We start from the raw sequence: 17724 nt of genomic DNA on the forward strand, positions 1-17724 counted from the left end.
TGACATCAATGCTTGTATGGGGTAATTTTTTGGCAAATCTAGCAAGTAGTGTCGACAATATGCCCGATGCCATTGAGTTGCCCCGTATCGTTCAAGATGACTCGGAAACGCTGTCCGAGCATGTTTTTCGCCGGATTCAGGCTGCCATCGTCAAAGGCGAGATTGCACCAGGCAGCAAGATTTCCGAACCGGAGCTTGCGCGCACCTATGGCATCAGTCGCGGGCCGCTGCGTGAGGCGATTCACCGCCTGGAAGGTCAGCGTCTGTTAGTGCGCATTCCCCATGTGGGCGCACGGGTGGTGTCGCTCGATCACGCCGAGCTAATCGAGCTCTATGAGATCCGCGAGTCGCTGGAGGGCATGGCCTGCCGCCTGGCCGCCGAGCGGATGAGCCAGACGGAGATCGATGACCTGCGCCGGGTGCTCGATCTGCATGAGCAGGACGCGGCCTTCAAGGCGGGCGTCGGCTACTACCAGCAGGAAGGCGATTTCGATTTCCACTACCGGATCATTCAAGGCAGCGGCAACCGCACCCTTGTGCAGATGCTCTGCGGTGAGCTGTATCAGCTGGTGCGCATGTACCGCCTGCAGTTCTCCGCTACACCGAACCGCCCGCGTCAGGCGTTCGCCGAACACCACCGCATTCTCGACGCCATCGCCGAACGCGATGGCGAACTCGCAGAGTTGCTGATGCGCCGTCACATCGGTGCGTCCAAACGCAATATCGAGCGCCACTTCGCCATGAACATGGGGCAGGGCGCGCCAACCAAGACAGCCAAACCCCGAGGTGAGTCATGAGTCAGCCTTCCAGTCAGAGCAGTCCCGGCCAGCGTTTCCGCGATGCGGTTGCCGCAGAACATCCGCTGCAGGTCGTAGGTGCGATCAATGCCAACCATGCGCTGTTGGCCAAACGCGCCGGTTTCAAGGCGATCTACCTGTCCGGTGGTGGCGTGGCAGCCGGCTCACTGGGCTTGCCGGATTTGGGTATCACCGGGCTGGATGATGTGTTGACCGATGTACGGCGGATCACTGACGTCTGCGACCTGCCGCTGCTGGTGGATGTCGACACCGGCTTCGGTTCCTCGGCGTTCAACGTGGCGCGTACCGTCAAGTCGATGATCAAGTTCGGCGCCGCGGCGATTCACATCGAGGACCAGGTGGGCGCCAAGCGCTGCGGTCATCGGCCGAACAAGGAAATCGTCACCCTGCAGGAGATGATCGACCGGATCAAGGCAGCCGTGGATGCGCGCACCGACGACAGTTTCGTGATCATGGCGCGCACCGATGCGCTAGCCGTCGAGGGCCTGAACTCGGCGCTGGATCGCGCAGAGGCGTGCATTGAGGCCGGCGCCGACATGATCTTCCCCGAGGCGATCACCGAGCTGGCGATGTACAAGACCTTCGCCGACCGCATCAAGGCACCGATCCTGGCCAACATCACCGAGTTTGGCGCCACCCCGCTGTACACCACCGACGAGCTGGCCAGTGTCGACGTGTCCCTGGTGCTCTATCCGTTGTCGGCCTTCCGCGCCATGAACAAGGCGGCCGAGAACGTCTACACCGCGCTGCGCCGTGACGGCACCCAGAAGAATGTGATCGACACCATGCAGACCCGCATGGAGCTCTACGAGCGCATCAACTACCACGCGTTCGAAGCGCATCTCGACGCGCTGTTTGCCGCCAAGAAATAACTGGCGCGCGAGCCGCCGCGGCCTGCGCATAACAAGAAATACCCGACCGGATCGGACGAGGAGAGACAAGCGATGAGCTCGACCCCAGAAACCACCACCCCAGGCTTCAAGCCGAAGAAATCCGTAGCCCTGAGCGGCACCACCGCCGGCAACACCGCGCTGTGTACCGTCGGTCGCAGCGGTAACGACCTGCACTACCGTGGCTATGACATCCTCGATGTCGCCACTACCTGCGAGTTCGAGGAAATTGCTCACCTGCTGGTACACGGCAAGCTGCCCAATGCCGCCGAGCTGGCGGGTTACAAGGCCAAGCTCAAGGCCCTGCGTGGCCTGCCGGCGGCGCTGAAAGCCGCCCTGGAGCAGCTGCCTCCGTCCGCTCATCCGATGGATGTGATGCGTACCGGCGTGTCCGTGCTCGGCTGCCTGGCGCCGGAGAAGGACGACCACAACCATCCCGGCGCCCGCGATATCGCCGACAAGCTGATGGCCTCGCAAGGCTCCATGCTGTTGTACTGGTACCACTTCAGCCATAACGGCAAGCGCATCGAGGTGGAAACCGACGACGACTCCATCGGTGGTCACTTCCTCCATCTGCTGCATGGCGAGACGCCGCGCGAGTCCTGGGTGCGTGCCATGCACTGCTCGCTGATCCTCTACGCCGAGCACGAATTCAATGCCTCTACCTTTGCCTCGCGGGTGATCGCCGGCACTGGTTCGGACATGTTCTCCGCCATTGCCGGTGGCATCGGCGCGCTGCGCGGCCCCAAGCATGGTGGTGCCAACGAGGTCGCCTTCGAGATTCAGAAGCGCTACGACAACCCGGACGAGGCCGAGGCCGACATTCGCGCGCGGGTCGAGAAGAAGGAAGTGGTCATCGGTTTCGGTCATCCGGTCTATACCGTGAGTGATCCGCGCAACAAGGTGATCAAGGACGTGGCCCGCGAGCTCTCCACCGAGCAGGGCAGCACTAAGATGTACGACATCGCCGAGCGCCTGGAATCGACCATGTGGGAAATCAAGAAGATGTTCCCCAACCTCGATTGGTTCAGCGCGGTCAGCTACCACATGATGGGTGTGCCGACCGCCATGTTCACCCCACTGTTCGTGATTGCCCGCACCTCGGGCTGGTCCAGCCACGTCATCGAGCAACGTATCGACGGCAAGATCATTCGCCCGAGCGCCAACTACGTCGGTCCCGAAGACCTCACGTTCGTGCCGCTCAAGGATCGCCCATGATCAGCCTGAACGCTCAATACCGTAAGAGTCTGCCCGGCACTGCCCTGGATTACTTCGACACCCGCGAGGCAATTGATGCCATCGCGCCCGGAGCCTACGCCACGCTGCCTTACGTCTCCCGCGTGCTGGCCGAGCAGTTGGTACGTCGCTGCGACCCGGCGCTGTTGACCGATGCGCTCAAGCAGTTGATCGAGCGCAAGCGCGATCTGGACTTCCCTTGGTATCCAGCCCGCGTGGTCTGTCACGACATTCTTGGTCAGACTGCACTGGTCGACTTGGCCGGTCTGCGCGATGCAATCGCCGACCAAGGCGGTGACCCGTCCAAGGTTAATCCGGTGGTGCCGACCCAGCTGATCGTCGACCACTCGCTGGCCGTCGAGGCAGCAGGTTTCGATCCGGATGCGTTCGATAAGAACCGCGCTATTGAAGATCGCCGCAACGAGGATCGCTTCCACTTTATTGAATGGACCAAGACTGCGTTCAAGAACGTCGACGTGATCCCGGCCGGCAACGGCATCATGCACCAGATCAACCTGGAGAAAATGAGCCCGGTGATTCAGTCGCGCGGCGGCGTGGCCTTCCCCGACACCTGTGTCGGCACCGACAGCCACACCCCGCACGTGGATGCTCTGGGCGTGATCGCCATTGGCGTCGGCGGCCTGGAAGCGGAAACCGTGATGCTCGGCCGCGCCTCGATGATGCGCCTGCCGGATATCGTCGGCGTCGAGCTGACTGGCAAGCGCCAGCCTGGCATTACCGCCACTGACATCGTCCTGGCGATAACCGAGTTTCTGCGTGCTGAACGCGTGGTCGGGGCTTGGGTTGAGTTCTTCGGTGCAGGCGCCAACAGCCTGACCATCGGCGACCGCGCGACCATTTCCAACATGTGTCCGGAATACGGCGCCACGGCCTCGATGTTCTACATCGACCAGCAAACCATCGACTACCTCAAGCTGACCGGCCGCGAGCCGGAGCAGGTTGCGCTGGTCGAGCACTACGCCAAGACTACCGGTTTGTGGGCTGATGCATTGGTTACCGCCGAATACGAGCGCGTACTGAGCTTCGACCTGTCCACCGTGGTGCGTAACATGGCCGGCCCGAGCAACCCGCATCGCCGCCTGCCAACTTCGGCGCTAAATGAGCGCAGCATTGCCGACGAAGCCAAGCTGGCAGCCGGCAAGGTTGAGGAGGCCGAAGGCCTGATGCCTGATGGCGCGGTGATCATCGCTGCCATCACCAGCTGCACCAACACCTCCAACCCGCGCAATGTGGTGGCTGCCGGTCTGGTGGCGAAGAAGGCCAACGCACTCGGCCTGCTGCGCAAACCTTGGGTGAAGACCTCGTTCGCGCCGGGTTCCAAGGTCGCCAAGTTGTATCTGGAGGAGGCGGGCCTGCTGTCCGAACTGGAGCAGCTCGGCTTCGGTATCGTCGGCTACGCCTGTACCACCTGCAACGGTATGTCTGGCGCACTGGACCCGGTGATTCAGCAAGAAATCATCGACCGTGACCTGTATTCCACCGCCGTACTGTCCGGCAACCGCAACTTCGACGGGCGTATTCACCCGTACGCCAAGCAAGCCTTCCTCGCTTCGCCGCCGCTGGTGGTCGCTTACGCCATCGCCGGTACCATGCGCTTCGATATCGAGCAGGACGTGCTGGGTCATGACCAGCAGGGCAACCCGGTAACCCTGAAAGACCTGTGGCCGTCTGATGAGGAAATCGACGCCATTGTCGCTTCCTGCGTCAAGCCGGAGCAGTTCCGTCAGGTCTACATTCCGATGTTCGACCTGGGCACCGTGACGGAAGCCGAGAGCCCGCTGTACGACTGGCGCCCGACATCCACCTACATTCGCCGTCCGCCGTACTGGGAAGGTGCATTGGCTGGTGAGCGTACGCTCAAGGGCATGCTGCCGCTGGCGGTGCTGCCGGACAACATCACCACCGACCACCTGTCGCCGTCCAACGCCATCCTGCTGGATTCGGCCGCCGGTGCGTACTTGCACAAAATGGGCTTGCCGGAGGAGGACTTCAACTCATACGCCACCCACCGCGGTGACCACCTGACCGCACAGCGCGCCACCTTCGCCAACCCGCAACTGGTCAACGAAATGGCCGTGGTTGATGGGAAGGTGCAGAAGGGTTCGCTGGCCCGCGTCGAGCCGGAAGGCAAGGTGATGCGCATGTGGGAAGCGATTGAAACCTACATGCAGCGCAAGCAGCCGTTGATCATCGTTGCCGGTGCCGACTACGGTCAGGGCAGCTCACGTGACTGGGCCGCCAAGGGCCCACGCCTGGCCGGTGTCGAGGTGATTGCTGCGGAAGGCTTCGAGCGTATCCACCGTACCAACCTGGTTGGCATGGGCGTGCTGCCGCTGGAGTTCAAGCCGGGCACCACTCGACTGACTCTGGGCATCGACGGCACCGAGAGCTATGACGTGATCGGTGAGCGCACACCGCGCGCCACAATGACGCTGGTGATCAATCGCCGTAACGGCGAGCGTGTTGAAGTGCCGATGACTTGCCGCTTGGACAGCAACGAAGAAGTACTGATCTACGAAGCCGGTGGCGTGCTGCAGCGCTTTGCTCAGGACTTCCTTGAGTCCACCAAGGGCTGATGTACCACCGGGGCGGCAACGCCCCGGTGTTCTTTTAGGAGAATGCTTCATGGCTCATGCAGCCCAGATCAAAGTTCCCGCCACCTATATTCGTGGCGGTACCAGCAAAGGCGTGTTCTTCCGCCTGCAAGACCTACCGCAGAGCTGCCAGGTGCCAGGTGCTTCACGCGACCAGCTGTTTATGCGCGTGATCGGCAGCCCCGATCCCTATTCCGCCCAGATCGACGGCATGGGCGGCGCCACTTCCAGCACCAGCAAGTGCGTGATCCTGTCGAAAAGCAGCCAGCCCGATCATGACGTGGACTACCTCTACGGTCAGGTTTCCATCGACAAGGCCTTCGTTGATTGGTCCGGCAACTGCGGCAACCTGTCGACCGCTGCTGGCGCTTTTGCGATCCATGCTGGCTTGGTCGATCCGTCGCGTATCCCGCAGAGCGGCACCTGCGTGGTGCGCATCTGGCAGGCCAATATCAGCAAGACCATCATCGCCCACGTGCCGGTGACTAATAGCCAGGTGCAGGAAACCGGTGACTTCGAACTCGACGGGGTGACCTTTCCCGCTGCGGAGATCGTGCTGGAGTTCCTCGATCCGTCCGATGATGGCGAGGAGGGTGGCTCGATGTTCCCCACCGGCAATCTGGTCGATGAGTTGGAAGTACCAGGCGTTGGCACTTTCAAGGCGACCATGATCACCGCCGGCATTCCGACCATATTCGTCAATGCCGAAGACATCGGCTATAGCGGCACCGAACTGCGCGAGCAGATCAACGGTGACCCCGCGCAACTGGCGCGCTTCGAGAAAATCCGCGTGGCCGGGGCATTGCGTATGGGGCTGATCAAAACGGCGGATGAGGCACTCACCCGCCAACACACGCCGAAGATCGCCTTCGTTGCACCTGCGACGGACTATGTGGCTTCCAGCGGCAAAACCATCAAGGCTGGTGATGTCGACCTGCTGGTGCGCGCACTGTCCATGGGCAAGCTGCACCACGCCATGATGGGCACTTGCGCGGTGGCCATCGGCACCGCCGCGGCGATTCCGGGCACCTTGGTGAGCCTGGCGGCGGGCGGCGGGGCGCGTAGCGCCGTGCGCTTCGGCCATCCCTCGGGCACCCTGCGGGTTGGCGCCGAAGCCAACCAGGTCGACGGCGAGTGGACGGTGGTCAAGGCGATCATGAGTCGCAGCGCCCGCGTGCTGATGGAAGGCTGGGTGCGCGTACCCGGCGATGCGTTCTGAGGCGTATGGCCTAAGCTGAAGAAGAGCCCGCACAAGCGGGTTTTTCGCCTTCTGGGTTGGCATGTCGTGGCTGCAGTCATGTAGGTGGTTCGGATCGCCCCTGATCTAGCCCCGCGTTAAGCCATGCACCCTTGGAGTGTTCTGGGATTGTGTTGGCGCCTGCTCTATGACGTCAGACGGCTACAAATTGCGCCAACGCCGTATACCCGCAGTGGTTTCGCGTTTCCCCGAGGGGCCGGTCCACAAGAAGCCGAAGGAGGAGTGAACACATGAGCGCCAATGTCGACCTGAATATCCGCCCCGACTATGACCAGGTGATCCAGGACGTCGCCGACTATGTCCTGACCTACAAGATCGAGTCCGCTGAGGCCCTGAATACCGCGCGCAACTGCCTGATGGACACCCTCGGCTGCGGTTTGCTGGCGCTGCGCTTTCCCGAGTGCACCAAGCACCTCGGTCCGTTCGTCGAGGGTACCGTGGTGCCAAACGGTGCGCGCGTGCCGGGCACCAGTTTCCGTCTGGATCCGCTTAAGGCCGCCTGGGATATCGGCTGCATCGTGCGTTGGCTGGACTACAACGACACCTGGCTGGCGGCCGAGTGGGGCCATCCATCGGACAACCTCGGCGGTATTCTCGCGGTGGCCGACCACCTGTCGCAACTGCGCGTATCCCGGGGCGAAACGCCGCTGAGCATGCGTGTGGTGCTGGACGCGATGATCATGGCCCATGAGATCCAGGGCGTGTTCGCCCTGGAAAACTCCTTCAACCGGGTCGGTCTCGACCATGTGCTGCTGGTCAAGCTGGCCTCTACCGCCGTCTGCGCCAGGCTGATGGGAGCCAACCGTGAGCAACTGCTGTCGGCTATCTCGCATGTCTTCGTCGACGGCCAGGCGCTACGTAGCTACCGCCACGCGCCGAACGCCGGGTCGCGCAAATCCTGGGCGGCGGGCGATGCTACCAGCCGTGGTGTGCGCCTGGCCGATATCGCCATGCGTGGCGAGATGGGCATTCCTGGCGCGCTAAGCGCAGCGCAGTGGGGTTTCTACGACGTACTGTTCAGTCACACCAACAACGACCTGGCGCTGAAACCAAGCGAGGCGCGCCAATTCAGTTTCCCGCAGGGGTTCGCCAGCTATGTGATGGAAAACGTGCTGTTCAAGGTCAGTTTCCCTGCCGAGTTTCACGCGCAGACCGCCTGTGAAGCGGCTGTCACCCTGCATCCGCAGGTCAGGGATCGTTTGCACGAAATCGATAGAATCGTCATCACCACCCACGAATCGGCGATTCGCATCATCTCCAAGGTTGGCACCTTGGCCAATCCGGCCGATCGCGATCACTGCATCCAGTACATGACCGCCGTACCACTGGCTTTTGGCAATCTGGTGGCCGAGCAGTACGAAGATGACTTTCATGCCGCCAACCCGATCATCGACGAGTTGCGCGAGAAGATGGAGATAGTCGAGGACCCGCGCTACACCCGCGAGTACCTGGAAGCCGACAAACGTTCGATTGCCAATGCGGTTCAGGTGTTCTTCAAGGATGGCTCATCGACCACGCAAGTCGCGGTTGAGTACCCTGTCGGTCACCGGCGCCGCCGCGCCGAGGGCATTGCGTTGCTGGAGGACAAGTTCAAGGCCAATCTGGCAACCCGTTTCAGTGCCCAGCGCAGCGCGCAGATTTTCCACCTGTGCCAGGATCAGGCAGCGCTTGAAGCCACGCCAGTGCAGCGGTTCATGGACATGTGGGTGGTGTAAATCCCCGATCTATTCTACTTCAGGCGGCGCTCGACGCCTTTTTCCACCAGAATCTTGGCGGAAATCTCTTCCACGGAAAAATACGTGGAATTGATGAAGTTGATGTTTTCGCGGCGGAACAGGCTCTCCACCTCGCGCACCTCGAACTCGGCCTGGGCGAAGCTGGCGTAGCGACTGTTGGGCTTGCGTTCATGGCGAATGGCGGTCAATCGATCCGGGTCGATGGTCAGGCCGAACAGCTTGTCTCGGTACTTCTTCAGCACGGCAGGAAGCTGCAGGTGTTCCATGTCATCTTCGGTTAGCGGGTAATTTGCGGCACGAATTCCGTATTGCATTGCCATATACAGGCACGTGGGCGTTTTGCCGCAACGGGAAACGCCGACCAGGATCAGGTCAGCCTTGTCGTAATAGTGCGTACGAGCGCCGTCGTCGTTGTCCAGGGCGAAGTTCACCGCCTCGATACGTTCCATGTAATTGGAGTTGTGCCCGATGGAATGGGACTTGCCGACCGAGTAGGACGAGTGCGAACTCAATTCTTGCTCGAGTGGTGCAAGAAAGCTCGAGAAGATGTCAATCATGAAGCCTTCGGATTCGGCTAGAACCTCGCGGATTTCCTGGTTGACGATGGTGTCGAAGATGATTGGTCGCGCATCGTCATTCTCGGCAGCACTATTGATTTGTTGTACCATTGCGCGCGCTTTTTCCACGCTATCAATGTACGGTCGCGTGAGTTTGGTGAAGGTGATGGTTTCGAACTGCGCCAATAAGCTCTGACCCAGGGTTTCGGCCGTAATGCCGGTGCCGTCGGAGATGAAGAAAGCGGTTCGTTTCATTTGCACCGTGGGCCTTAAGCTGAGGACAATTCTTGGCTATCATAGGCCCGCTTTTGCAGGCCGAAAGTGGCTGCATTGTTACTTATTTTCCAGGGCCCGGCCACAATCGTGCGGACATGCTCCGCCGAATTTTCCAGCCCCTTGAGCTTTTCCAACACCATTAGTGGAGAGATCACCTTGGTAGAGTACGTAGTTTCCCTCGATAAGCTCGGCAATCACGATGTTGAGCACGTAGGGGGCAAGAACGCCTCCCTGGGCGAGATGATCAGCAACCTTGCTGGCGCCGGTGTATCGGTTCCCGGTGGTTTCGCTACTACCGCTCAGGCCTACCGCGACTTTCTCGAGCAGAGCGGCCTGAATGCGCAGATCCATGCGGCGCTGGATGCCTTGGATGTTGACGATGTCAATGCTCTGGCCAAGACCGGTGCGCAAATTCGCCAGTGGGTGATGGATGCACCCTTCCCGGAGAAGCTCAATTCTGAGATCCGCAAGGCCTTCGCCACTATGTCCGAAGGCAACGAGCATATGGCCGTAGCTGTGCGTTCTTCGGCCACCGCGGAAGACCTGCCGGATGCTTCCTTCGCCGGCCAGCAAGAGACCTTCTTGAATATTCGCGGCGTGGACAACGTGATTCGTGCGGCCAAGGAAGTGTTCGCTTCGCTGTTCAATGACCGCGCCATTTCCTACCGTGTGCATCAGGGCTTCGACCACAAGCTGGTGGCCCTGTCTGCCGGCGTGCAGCGCATGGTGCGCTCGGAAACCGGCACCGCGGGGGTCATGTTCACCCTCGACACCGAGTCGGGTTTTCGCGATGTGGTGTTCATCACCGGCGCTTACGGTCTCGGCGAGACAGTGGTGCAGGGGGCGGTCAATCCCGACGAATTCTATGTGCACAAGCAGACTCTTGAGGCCGGGCGTCCGGCGATCCTGCGCCGCAACCTGGGCAGCAAGGCGATCAAGATGATTTACGGCGATGAAGCCAAGGCCGGCAAGTCGGTCAAGGTGGTCGATGTCGACTGTGCTGATCGTGCACGGTTCTGTCTGAGCGATGCCGAGGTCAGCGAGCTGGCCAAGCAAGCCTTGATCATCGAGAAGCACTACGGCCGGCCGATGGACATCGAGTGGGCCAAGGACGGCGATGACGGCAAGCTATACGTCGTCCAGGCCCGTCCGGAAACGGTGAGAAGCCGCACCAATATCAATGTGATGGAGCGCTACCTGCTCAAGGAAACCGGCACCGTGTTGGTCGAGGGCCGGGCGATCGGCCAGAAGATCGGCGCAGGCAAGGTGCGGGTAATCAATGACATCTCCGAAATGGACAAGGTCCAGCCAGGCGACGTGCTGGTTTCCGACATGACCGATCCGGATTGGGAACCGGTGATGAAGCGTGCCAGTGCCATCGTCACCAACCGTGGCGGGCGTACCTGCCACGCGGCGATCATCGCCCGTGAGCTGGGTGTTCCGGCGGTGGTTGGCTGTGGCAATGCCACCCAGGTGCTGAAAGACGGCATGGGTGTGACGGTTTCCTGCGCCGAGGGCGACACCGGATTCATCTTCGAGGGCGAGCTGGGCTTCGATATCCGCACAAACTCCGTAGATGCCATGCCCGACCTGCCGTTCAAGATCATGATGAACGTCGGCAACCCTGATCGCGCCTTCGATTTCGCCCAGCTGCCGAACGCCGGCGTGGGCCTGGCGCGTCTGGAATTCATCATCAACCGGATGATCGGTGTACACCCGAAAGCGCTGCTGAACTTCGCCGGCCTGCCGCCGGAAATCAAGGACAGCGTCGAGAAGCGCATTGCCGGTTACGACGATCCAGTCAATTTCTATGTCGAGAAGCTGGTCGAAGGGATCAGCACCCTGGCTGCTGCGTTCTGGCCGAAGAAGGTCATCGTGCGTCTGTCCGACTTCAAGTCCAACGAATACGCCAACCTGATCGGCGGCAAGCTCTACGAGCCGGAAGAAGAAAATCCGATGCTCGGTTTCCGTGGCGCCTCGCGGTATATCAGCGAGTCCTTCCGCGATTGCTTCGAGCTGGAATGCCGGGCGATGAAGAAGGTGCGCAACGAGATGGGCCTGACTAACGTCGAGATCATGGTGCCTTTCGTGCGCACCCTGGGCGAAGCCAGTCAGGTGATCGACCTGCTGGCCAGCAATGGCCTGAAGCGCGGCGAGAACGGGCTGCGCATCATCATGATGTGCGAACTGCCGTCCAACGCGATTCTGGCTGAAGAGTTCCTCGAGTTCTTCGACGGCTTCTCGATTGGTTCCAACGACCTGACCCAGCTGACCCTGGGCCTGGACCGCGATTCGGGCATCGTTGCGCACCTGTTCGATGAGCGTAATCCGGCGGTCAAGAAGCTGCTGTCCAATGCCATTCAGGCCTGCAACAAGGCCGGCAAGTACGTCGGCATCTGTGGTCAGGGTCCATCCGATCACCCGGATCTGGCCAAATGGCTGATGGAGCAGGGCATCGAAAGTGTGTCGCTTAACCCAGACTCGGTATTGGATACCTGGTTCTTCCTGGCGGAAGCCCAGCCATCCTGATTTACCGTTAACCTTTTGATTCAAGGGCAGGTTAATCCTGCCCTTTTTTGTGCCAGAGCGAAGATGCAAAGTAGCAGTCAGCTTTTCCCCGTCGCCTTGATCAGCGCGGAATTTCGTTTCGACTTGAGTGAGGATGTCTATCGCCTCAAGCCCGGCAACAGCCCCGACGCCAGCGTCGAGCTGGCCCTCACCCGTTTGGGCGTGGCCGGCCACGCGACCGAGCGCGGCGTGCCGGTGATCCTGTTGCCTGGCAGTTTTTCCAATCGACGCTTCTGGTATTCGCCCAAGGGGCTTGGTCTCGGTCCTCACCTGGCGCGTGCCGGCTTCGATGTATGGATCGCCGAAATGCGCGGGCATGGGCTGTCGCCGCGCAACAAGGGCTACAGGCACAACCGCGTCAGCGACTACGTGCGCTACGACTTGCCGGCGATTGCAGACTTCGTCCATGAGCAGAATCCACAGCCGGCCCATTGGCTGGGCCACTCGCTGGGCGGCATCACCTTGGCCGGTGCGCTGGGCGGGCAGCATCTTGACCAGGACCGAGTGGCGTCGGCGGCGTTATTCGGCAGTCAGATCAGTCGCACCTACTGGCCGCTGAAAGTACCGCCGGTGGAGTGGGGCGGGCGCTTGCTGCTCAAGCGTTTTTCCGTATTGTCCGGCAGCCGGCTCAAGCGCGGGCCGGAAGATGAGCCGATTGGCCTGGCTTTGGAGAGTTTGCGCTGGCATGGTCTGTTTGGCCGCTTTGGCGATGCCGAGCGTGATTGGTGGGCCGGCCTGGCCGAGGTGCGGGTTCCGGTATTGGCGGTAGCGGCAGCGGGTGACCGGCAGGATCCGCCGTGGGCCTGCCGCAAGTTGCTTGAGCAGTTCGGTTCACCGCTCAACGAGTTCCTTTGTCTGGGTAAGGAAAACGGTTTCGCCAGCGATTTCGGCCATGTCGAGATGCTGGTCAGCAAAGAGGCGCAACGCGAGGTATGGCCGCTGGTGGCGGGTTGGCTGGGCAAGGCTCGGGATATTAAAAGGGCCGCGCTTGAGCAGGAAGAGGGCGTTTCGCCTGCGCAGTGATACCCGCTAATATGCGGCCAAGTGGTTGCTCGGTGGTTTTCTGGGCTTGGCGCAGTTGCGCTGCTCGTTGTTCGGGAGAACTGCTATCCACATGAGGGCACTCTTGCGCGGGGCCACTGGCATAAGTCAGGTGCTGGCGGGCCTGGTGCCACTGCCTGTGACGTATGCGCTGATCGTGCGGCATCGAACTGATTTTCACTGTCTAGTTAACCAGGAGTTTTCCCATGCATTACATCACCCCAGATTTGTGTGACGCCTACCCGGAGTTGGTGCAGGTCGTCGAGCCGATGTTCAGCAATTTCGGCGGCCGCGATTCCTTCGGTGGCGAGATCGTCACCATCAAGTGCTTTGAAGACAACTCGCTGGTCAAGGAGCAGGTTGAGCAGCCAGGCAAGGGCAAGGTGATGGTGGTCGACGGTGGCGCCTCCATGCGCCGCGCTCTGCTTGGCGACATGCTCGCAGAAAAAGCCGCGAAGAATGGCTGGGAAGGCCTGGTGATCTATGGCTGTGTACGCGATGTCGATGTCCTGGCGCAGACCGACCTCGGTATACAGGCGTTGGCCAGCCATCCGATGAAGACCGACAAGCGTGGTATCGGCGACCTGAATGTGGCGGTGACCTTTGCTGGTGTGACTTTCCGCCCGGGCGAGTACCTGTATGCCGACAACAACGGCATCATTATTTCGCCCGCTGCACTGAAAATGCCGGAATAAGTGATGCCAGGAGTAGGCATGCACGAGGAAGACAGCGCGCAATGGGGCTTGGTGCATGCTTTTGTCCTGGATGGCGCAGGCGGCGCGCGCGCGATCACTCAAGGGCAACTGGCCGGCCTCGAACTGGCCGAGCAGGAAAGCCTGTGGCTGCACTGGGATCGCAGTCACTCGCAGACCCAGCACTGGCTGCGCGGCGAAAGCGGCTTGAGCGAATTTGCCTGCGACCTGCTGCTAGAGGAGAACACCCGGCCACGCCTGCTGGCACTGCCGGATGACGAGTTGTTGCTGTTTCTCCGTGGGATCAATCTCAACCCGGGCGCGGAGCCGGAGGACATGGTGTCAGTACGCATCTTCGCCGCTGCTCGCCGGGTCATTTCTCTGCGCCTGCGACCGTTGCGCGCGACCGAGGACGTGATCGCCGACCTTGCGGCCGGGCGCGGACCGAAAACCTCGTCAGAGCTGATCCTGACCCTGGCGGATTACCTGACGGACAAGGTCGACGCCCTGGTCGCCGACTTGTCCGAGCGGGTCGACGAGCAGGAGGAACTGGTCGATGCCGATGAGCACGCGGTACCGGATCACGCGCAGTTGCTGCAAGTGCGGCGGCGTGCTGCCAGCCTGCGCCGCTTTCTCGCGCCACAGAGTGAAATCTACGCGCAGCTGACACGCAAGCAGCAGACCTGGTTCCTTGTCGACGATCCTGGTTATTGGAACGAACTGCACAACCGTCTGACCCGCTACCTGGAAGAGCTGGAGCTCAGTCGCGAGCGGGTCAGTCTGCTGCTGGAGGCGGAAAACCGCCGTATGGATCAGCGGATGAACCGCATCATGTACCGCTTTGCCATCATCACCGGGGTCTTCCTGCCGATGAGCTTCCTTACCGGTCTGCTGGGCATCAATGTCGGCGGCATACCCGGCTCTGAGAACGCCTATGGCTTCCTTATCGCCTGCTTGATCATGCTGGTGGTCGCCCTTGCTCAGTGGTGGCTGCTACGCCGTTTGCGCTGGGCCTGATGTGACTTGCCCCGAGTTGGTCTCGTCTAGCCGAGACGTCCTGTGAGGTGCGTCATGCCCGATCCATTTGAAGAATCCCTGCGCGATATGCTCAAGTCCGGCGCGTCCGATCACGACGACGACGCTTGTCTGCATCGCGTATTGAAGACTGCCAATCGCCAGGTCGGCGCGGGCGATCTGTTCGCGCTCATGGGCCATTGGCTCGGCGCCTTGATGATCGCCCTGAATAGCGGCTCGGCCCATGTCGCCCCGGTTACCCGTCGCGACTCTAGCGCGTCTACTAATTCTGCTTCTACTAATAAGGCTGACTGAAATGGAACTAGATCCCTGGACTCAAAGCCTGGTAACCGCGATGACTGCGCTCTGGACCAAAGTCGCCGTTTTTATCCCGAACCTGTTCGTGGCGTTGATCCTGGTGCTGCTCGGCTTTGTCGTGGCCAAGCTGCTCGATACCTTGCTGTCGAAGTTGCTCGGCAAGATCGGCCTGGATCGTCTGATGGCGGGTACCGGGCTGACCAAGCTATTGAGCCGCGCCGGTATCCAGGTGCCGGTTTCGACCTTCATAGGCAAGATCATCTACTGGTTCGTACTGTTGATTTTTCTCGTCTCGGCGGCGGAATCGCTCGGTCTGGAACGAGTCTCGGCCACGCTCGATGTATTGGCGTCCTATCTGCCCAAGGTATTTGGTGCCGCACTGGTGCTGGTCGCCGGCGTACTGTTGGCGCAATTGGTCAGTGGCGTGGTGCGCGGTGCCGCCGAGGGTGTAGGCCTGGATTATGCCCACGGCCTGGCCCGTATCGGCCAGGGGCTGGTGATCATCATCAGTATTTCGGTGGCCATCGGCCAGTTGGAGATCAAAACCGACCTGCTGAACAACGTCATTGCCATCGTGTTGATTTCGGTGGGGCTGGCTGCCGCTCTGGCGCTGGGCTTGGGTAGCCGGGAAATCGCCGGGCAGATTCTGGCCGGAATTTATGTGCGCGAGTTGTACCAGGTAGGGCAACAAGTTCAGGTTGGTGAGGTCGAAGGGCAGATCGAGGAAATTGGCACGGTCAAGACTATCCTGCTAACCGACGCGGGCGAGTTGGTCTCGGTGGCTAATCGCACCCTGCTCGAGCAGCGGGTAAGCAGTCGCTAACGCGCCAATCCTGCTAAAGTATGCCGCCAACCCAGCGCCTGATGCATTAGGCGTTGGCAGCTTCCGTCCCGACTGTCGGCCTGACTTGTTTTGAATAAAGCCCAACCGATGTCCTTGCGCTATGACCCCCGCGAACTCTCCGATGAGGAACTCGTTGCGCGTGCGCATGGCGAGCTTTTTCACGTTACCCGTGCTTATGAAGAGCTGATGCGTCGTTACCAGCGCACATTGTTTAACGTATGCGCACGTTATCTGGGGAGCGAGCGTGACGCCGATGATGTTTGTCAAGAGGTTATGCTCAAGGTTCTTTATGGTTTGAAGAATTTCGAAGGTAAATCGAAGTTTAAAACCTGGCTGTACAGCATTACCTATAACGAGTGTATTACCCAGTACCGTAAAGAACGGCGCAAACGTCGCCTGGTGGATGCATTAAGTCTGGATCCATTGGAAGAGGCATCTGAAGAAAAGATGCCTACAGTTGAGAGCCGTGGTGGGCTGGATCGCTGGCTTGTGCATGTCAATCCAATTGACCGGGAAATCCTGGTTCTGCGTTTTGTCGCAGAGCTGGAGTTTCAAGAGATTGCCGACATCATGCACATGGGCCTGAGCGCCACTAAAATGCGCTACAAGCGCGCCCTCGACCGGTTGCGAGAAAAATTTTCAGGCAATCTTGAAACTTAAATATATGTAGAACGCTCTAACATTCGGAGCGATTCTGTTAGAATCGCTCCTTGGTTGTCTTGTTTGTCAGACAACTTACTGGCCACCAATGATGGGGATTTACGGATGAAATTTAAAAACACTTTAGGCGTTGTCATCGGCTCGATGCTCGCTAGTTCTTCCCTTAGCGTTCTGGCGCAGGGCCAAGGCGCGGTCGAAGTGGAGGGTTTTGCTAAGAAGGAAATCTTCGACAGCGCCCGTGACTTCAAGAACAACGGCAATCTGTTCGGCGGCAGCATCGGTTACTACCTGACCGACGACGTTGAATTGCGTCTGGGCTATGACGAAGTACACAACGCTCGTGGCGAAGACGGTCGTAACATCAAAGGCTCGAATACCGCCCTTGATGCTCTGTACCACTTCAACAATACCGGTGACGCGCTGCGTCCTTACGTCTCTGCCGGTTTCTCGGATCAGAGCATCGGTCAAAGCGGTCGCGGCGGTCGTAACGGCTCCACCTTTGCCAACATTGGCGGCGGTGCCAAGTACTTCATCACCGAGAATCTCTATGCTCGTGCTGGCGTTGAAGCTCAGTACAACATCGACCAGGGCGACACCGAGTGGGCTCCAAGCATCGGCGTTGGCATGAACTTCGGTGGTGGCGGCAAGCCGGTTGCCCAGGTTGCAGAGGCCGCTCCAGAGCCGATGGCAGAGCCGGCTCCGGTTGCTGAAGAACCAGCCCAGGTTGTGCGCGTTGAACTGGACGTGAAATTCGACTTCGACAAGGCTCAAGTCAAAGAAGAAAGCTATGGCGATATCAAGAACCTGGCTGATTTCATGAATCAGTACCCGCAGACCAACACCACTGTTGAAGGTCACACTGACTCCGTCGGTACTGATACCTACAACCAGAAGTTGTCCGAAAAGCGTGCGAGCGCTGTGCGTGAAGTTCTGGTCAACCAGTACGGTGTTGAAGGTCAGCGCGTAAACGCCGCTGGTTATGGCGAAACTCAGCCGGTTGCCGACAACGCAACTGAGTCGGGCCGTGCCATCAACCGTCGCGTTGAAGCTCAAGTAGAAGCTCAAGTCCAGTAACTGGTCTTAGCTGTTAGGAAAAACCCGGCTTCGGCCGGGTTTTTCTTTGTCTATAAAAAAGCTATGTCCCAGTTTTGTGTTGCACGCAGCTTTTGTAGGGTGGGTCGGGCCGCGCAGGTTAGTGGCG

At 60.0% G+C, this 17724-nt stretch carries 15 protein-coding genes; 14 read left to right on the top strand and 1 reads right to left on the bottom strand.

Going from position 1 to position 17724, the window contains the following annotated elements; translation table 11 throughout:
- The first annotated feature begins 59 nt into the window (after nucleotides 1-59).
- The 6 genes from VCJ09_RS10615 (at nucleotide 60) to prpD (ending at nucleotide 8532) form a co-directional block, all read left to right on the top strand.
- On the top strand, nucleotides 60-797 hold the full coding sequence (locus tag VCJ09_RS10615) for a GntR family transcriptional regulator (protein WP_324734279.1): 738 nt from the start codon (nucleotides 60-62) through the stop codon (nucleotides 795-797).
- Nucleotides 794-1690, top strand: a complete 897-nt coding sequence (gene prpB, locus VCJ09_RS10620; RefSeq protein WP_324734280.1) for a methylisocitrate lyase — start codon at nucleotides 794-796, stop codon at nucleotides 1688-1690. The genes VCJ09_RS10615 and prpB overlap by 4 nt, the downstream gene beginning before the upstream one ends.
- A 72-nt stretch (nucleotides 1691-1762) precedes the next feature.
- On the top strand, nucleotides 1763-2926 hold the full coding sequence (gene prpC / locus VCJ09_RS10625; protein WP_324734281.1) for a bifunctional 2-methylcitrate synthase/citrate synthase: 1164 nt from the start codon (nucleotides 1763-1765) through the stop codon (nucleotides 2924-2926).
- Between the two features lie 5 nt (nucleotides 2927-2931).
- Nucleotides 2932-5541, top strand: a complete 2610-nt coding sequence (acnD, locus tag VCJ09_RS10630; protein ID WP_324734645.1) for a Fe/S-dependent 2-methylisocitrate dehydratase AcnD — start codon at nucleotides 2932-2934, stop codon at nucleotides 5539-5541.
- Nucleotides 5542-5590: 49 nt separating this feature from the next.
- Nucleotides 5591-6778 carry a 2-methylaconitate cis-trans isomerase PrpF gene (prpF, locus tag VCJ09_RS10635; RefSeq protein WP_324734282.1) on the top strand — a complete coding sequence of 396 codons (1188 nt, stop codon included), beginning with the start codon at nucleotides 5591-5593 and terminating at the stop codon, nucleotides 6776-6778.
- Between the two features lie 269 nt (nucleotides 6779-7047).
- Nucleotides 7048-8532, top strand: coding sequence for a 2-methylcitrate dehydratase (gene prpD / locus VCJ09_RS10640; RefSeq protein WP_324734283.1), 1485 nt, complete (start codon nucleotides 7048-7050; stop codon nucleotides 8530-8532).
- A 14-nt stretch (nucleotides 8533-8546) separates the two neighbouring features.
- Here prpD and ppsR read toward each other — a convergent pair whose 3' ends face one another.
- On the bottom strand, nucleotides 8547-9365 hold the full coding sequence (ppsR, locus tag VCJ09_RS10645) for a posphoenolpyruvate synthetase regulatory kinase/phosphorylase PpsR (RefSeq protein WP_324734284.1): 819 nt from the start codon (nucleotides 9363-9365) through the stop codon (nucleotides 8547-8549).
- Nucleotides 9366-9542: 177 nt separating this feature from the next.
- On the opposite strand from ppsR, the gene ppsA reads away from it, so the two are divergent.
- From ppsA to VCJ09_RS10685, 8 genes are all read left to right on the top strand, one after another.
- On the top strand, nucleotides 9543-11915 hold the full coding sequence (gene ppsA / locus VCJ09_RS10650) for a phosphoenolpyruvate synthase (protein WP_324734285.1): 2373 nt from the start codon (nucleotides 9543-9545) through the stop codon (nucleotides 11913-11915).
- A gap of 63 nt (nucleotides 11916-11978) precedes the next feature.
- The gene (locus VCJ09_RS10655) at nucleotides 11979-12977 is read left to right on the top strand and encodes an alpha/beta fold hydrolase (protein ID WP_324734286.1); all 999 of its coding nucleotides are present in this window, start codon (nucleotides 11979-11981) and stop codon (nucleotides 12975-12977) included.
- Between the two features lie 224 nt (nucleotides 12978-13201).
- Complete coding sequence (gene rraA / locus VCJ09_RS10660; RefSeq protein ID WP_079201790.1) at nucleotides 13202-13690, top strand: ribonuclease E activity regulator RraA; 489 nt, start codon at nucleotides 13202-13204, stop codon at nucleotides 13688-13690.
- Between the two features lie 18 nt (nucleotides 13691-13708).
- Nucleotides 13709-14704, top strand: a complete 996-nt coding sequence (locus VCJ09_RS10665) for a zinc transporter ZntB (protein ID WP_324734287.1) — start codon at nucleotides 13709-13711, stop codon at nucleotides 14702-14704.
- A gap of 54 nt (nucleotides 14705-14758) precedes the next feature.
- Nucleotides 14759-15016, top strand: a complete 258-nt coding sequence (locus tag VCJ09_RS10670; RefSeq protein ID WP_079201792.1) for a CrfX protein — start codon at nucleotides 14759-14761, stop codon at nucleotides 15014-15016.
- Nucleotide 15017: 1 nt separating this feature from the next.
- Nucleotides 15018-15842, top strand: coding sequence for a mechanosensitive ion channel family protein (locus tag VCJ09_RS10675; RefSeq protein ID WP_079201793.1), 825 nt, complete (start codon nucleotides 15018-15020; stop codon nucleotides 15840-15842).
- Between the two features lie 90 nt (nucleotides 15843-15932).
- On the top strand, nucleotides 15933-16523 hold the full coding sequence (gene sigX / locus VCJ09_RS10680) for an RNA polymerase sigma factor SigX (RefSeq protein ID WP_079201794.1): 591 nt from the start codon (nucleotides 15933-15935) through the stop codon (nucleotides 16521-16523).
- A gap of 105 nt (nucleotides 16524-16628) precedes the next feature.
- Nucleotides 16629-17597: an OmpA family protein gene (locus VCJ09_RS10685; RefSeq protein WP_324734288.1), complete on the top strand. Its 969-nt coding sequence runs from the start codon at nucleotides 16629-16631 to the stop codon at nucleotides 17595-17597.
- Nucleotides 17598-17724 lie beyond the last annotated feature (127 nt).

The sequence above is a fragment of the Pseudomonas paeninsulae genome, assembly GCF_035621475.1.
Lineage (GTDB): Bacteria > Pseudomonadota > Gammaproteobacteria > Pseudomonadales > Pseudomonadaceae > Aquipseudomonas > Aquipseudomonas paeninsulae.

Bases quoted from the DNA above. Each gene is read 5' to 3' on its own strand.
- VCJ09_RS10685 (WP_324734288.1), top strand. From the start codon at position 16,629: ATGAAATTTAAAAACACTTTAGGCGTTGTCATCGGCTCGATGCTCGCT.
- VCJ09_RS10615 (WP_324734279.1), top strand. From the start codon at position 60: ATGCCCGATGCCATTGAGTTGCCCCGTATCGTTCAAGATGACTCGGAA.
- VCJ09_RS10675 (WP_079201793.1), top strand. From the start codon at position 15,018: ATGGAACTAGATCCCTGGACTCAAAGCCTGGTAACCGCGATGACTGCG.
- VCJ09_RS10665 (WP_324734287.1), top strand. From the start codon at position 13,709: ATGCACGAGGAAGACAGCGCGCAATGGGGCTTGGTGCATGCTTTTGTC.
- VCJ09_RS10670 (WP_079201792.1), top strand. From the start codon at position 14,759: ATGCCCGATCCATTTGAAGAATCCCTGCGCGATATGCTCAAGTCCGGC.
- prpC (WP_324734281.1), top strand. From the start codon at position 1,763: ATGAGCTCGACCCCAGAAACCACCACCCCAGGCTTCAAGCCGAAGAAA.
- ppsR (WP_324734284.1), bottom strand. From the start codon at position 9,365: ATGAAACGAACCGCTTTCTTCATCTCCGACGGCACCGGCATTACGGCC.
- prpB (WP_324734280.1), top strand. From the start codon at position 794: ATGAGTCAGCCTTCCAGTCAGAGCAGTCCCGGCCAGCGTTTCCGCGAT.
- VCJ09_RS10655 (WP_324734286.1), top strand. From the start codon at position 11,979: ATGCAAAGTAGCAGTCAGCTTTTCCCCGTCGCCTTGATCAGCGCGGAA.
- prpD (WP_324734283.1), top strand. From the start codon at position 7,048: ATGAGCGCCAATGTCGACCTGAATATCCGCCCCGACTATGACCAGGTG.
- rraA (WP_079201790.1), top strand. From the start codon at position 13,202: ATGCATTACATCACCCCAGATTTGTGTGACGCCTACCCGGAGTTGGTG.
- prpF (WP_324734282.1), top strand. From the start codon at position 5,591: ATGGCTCATGCAGCCCAGATCAAAGTTCCCGCCACCTATATTCGTGGC.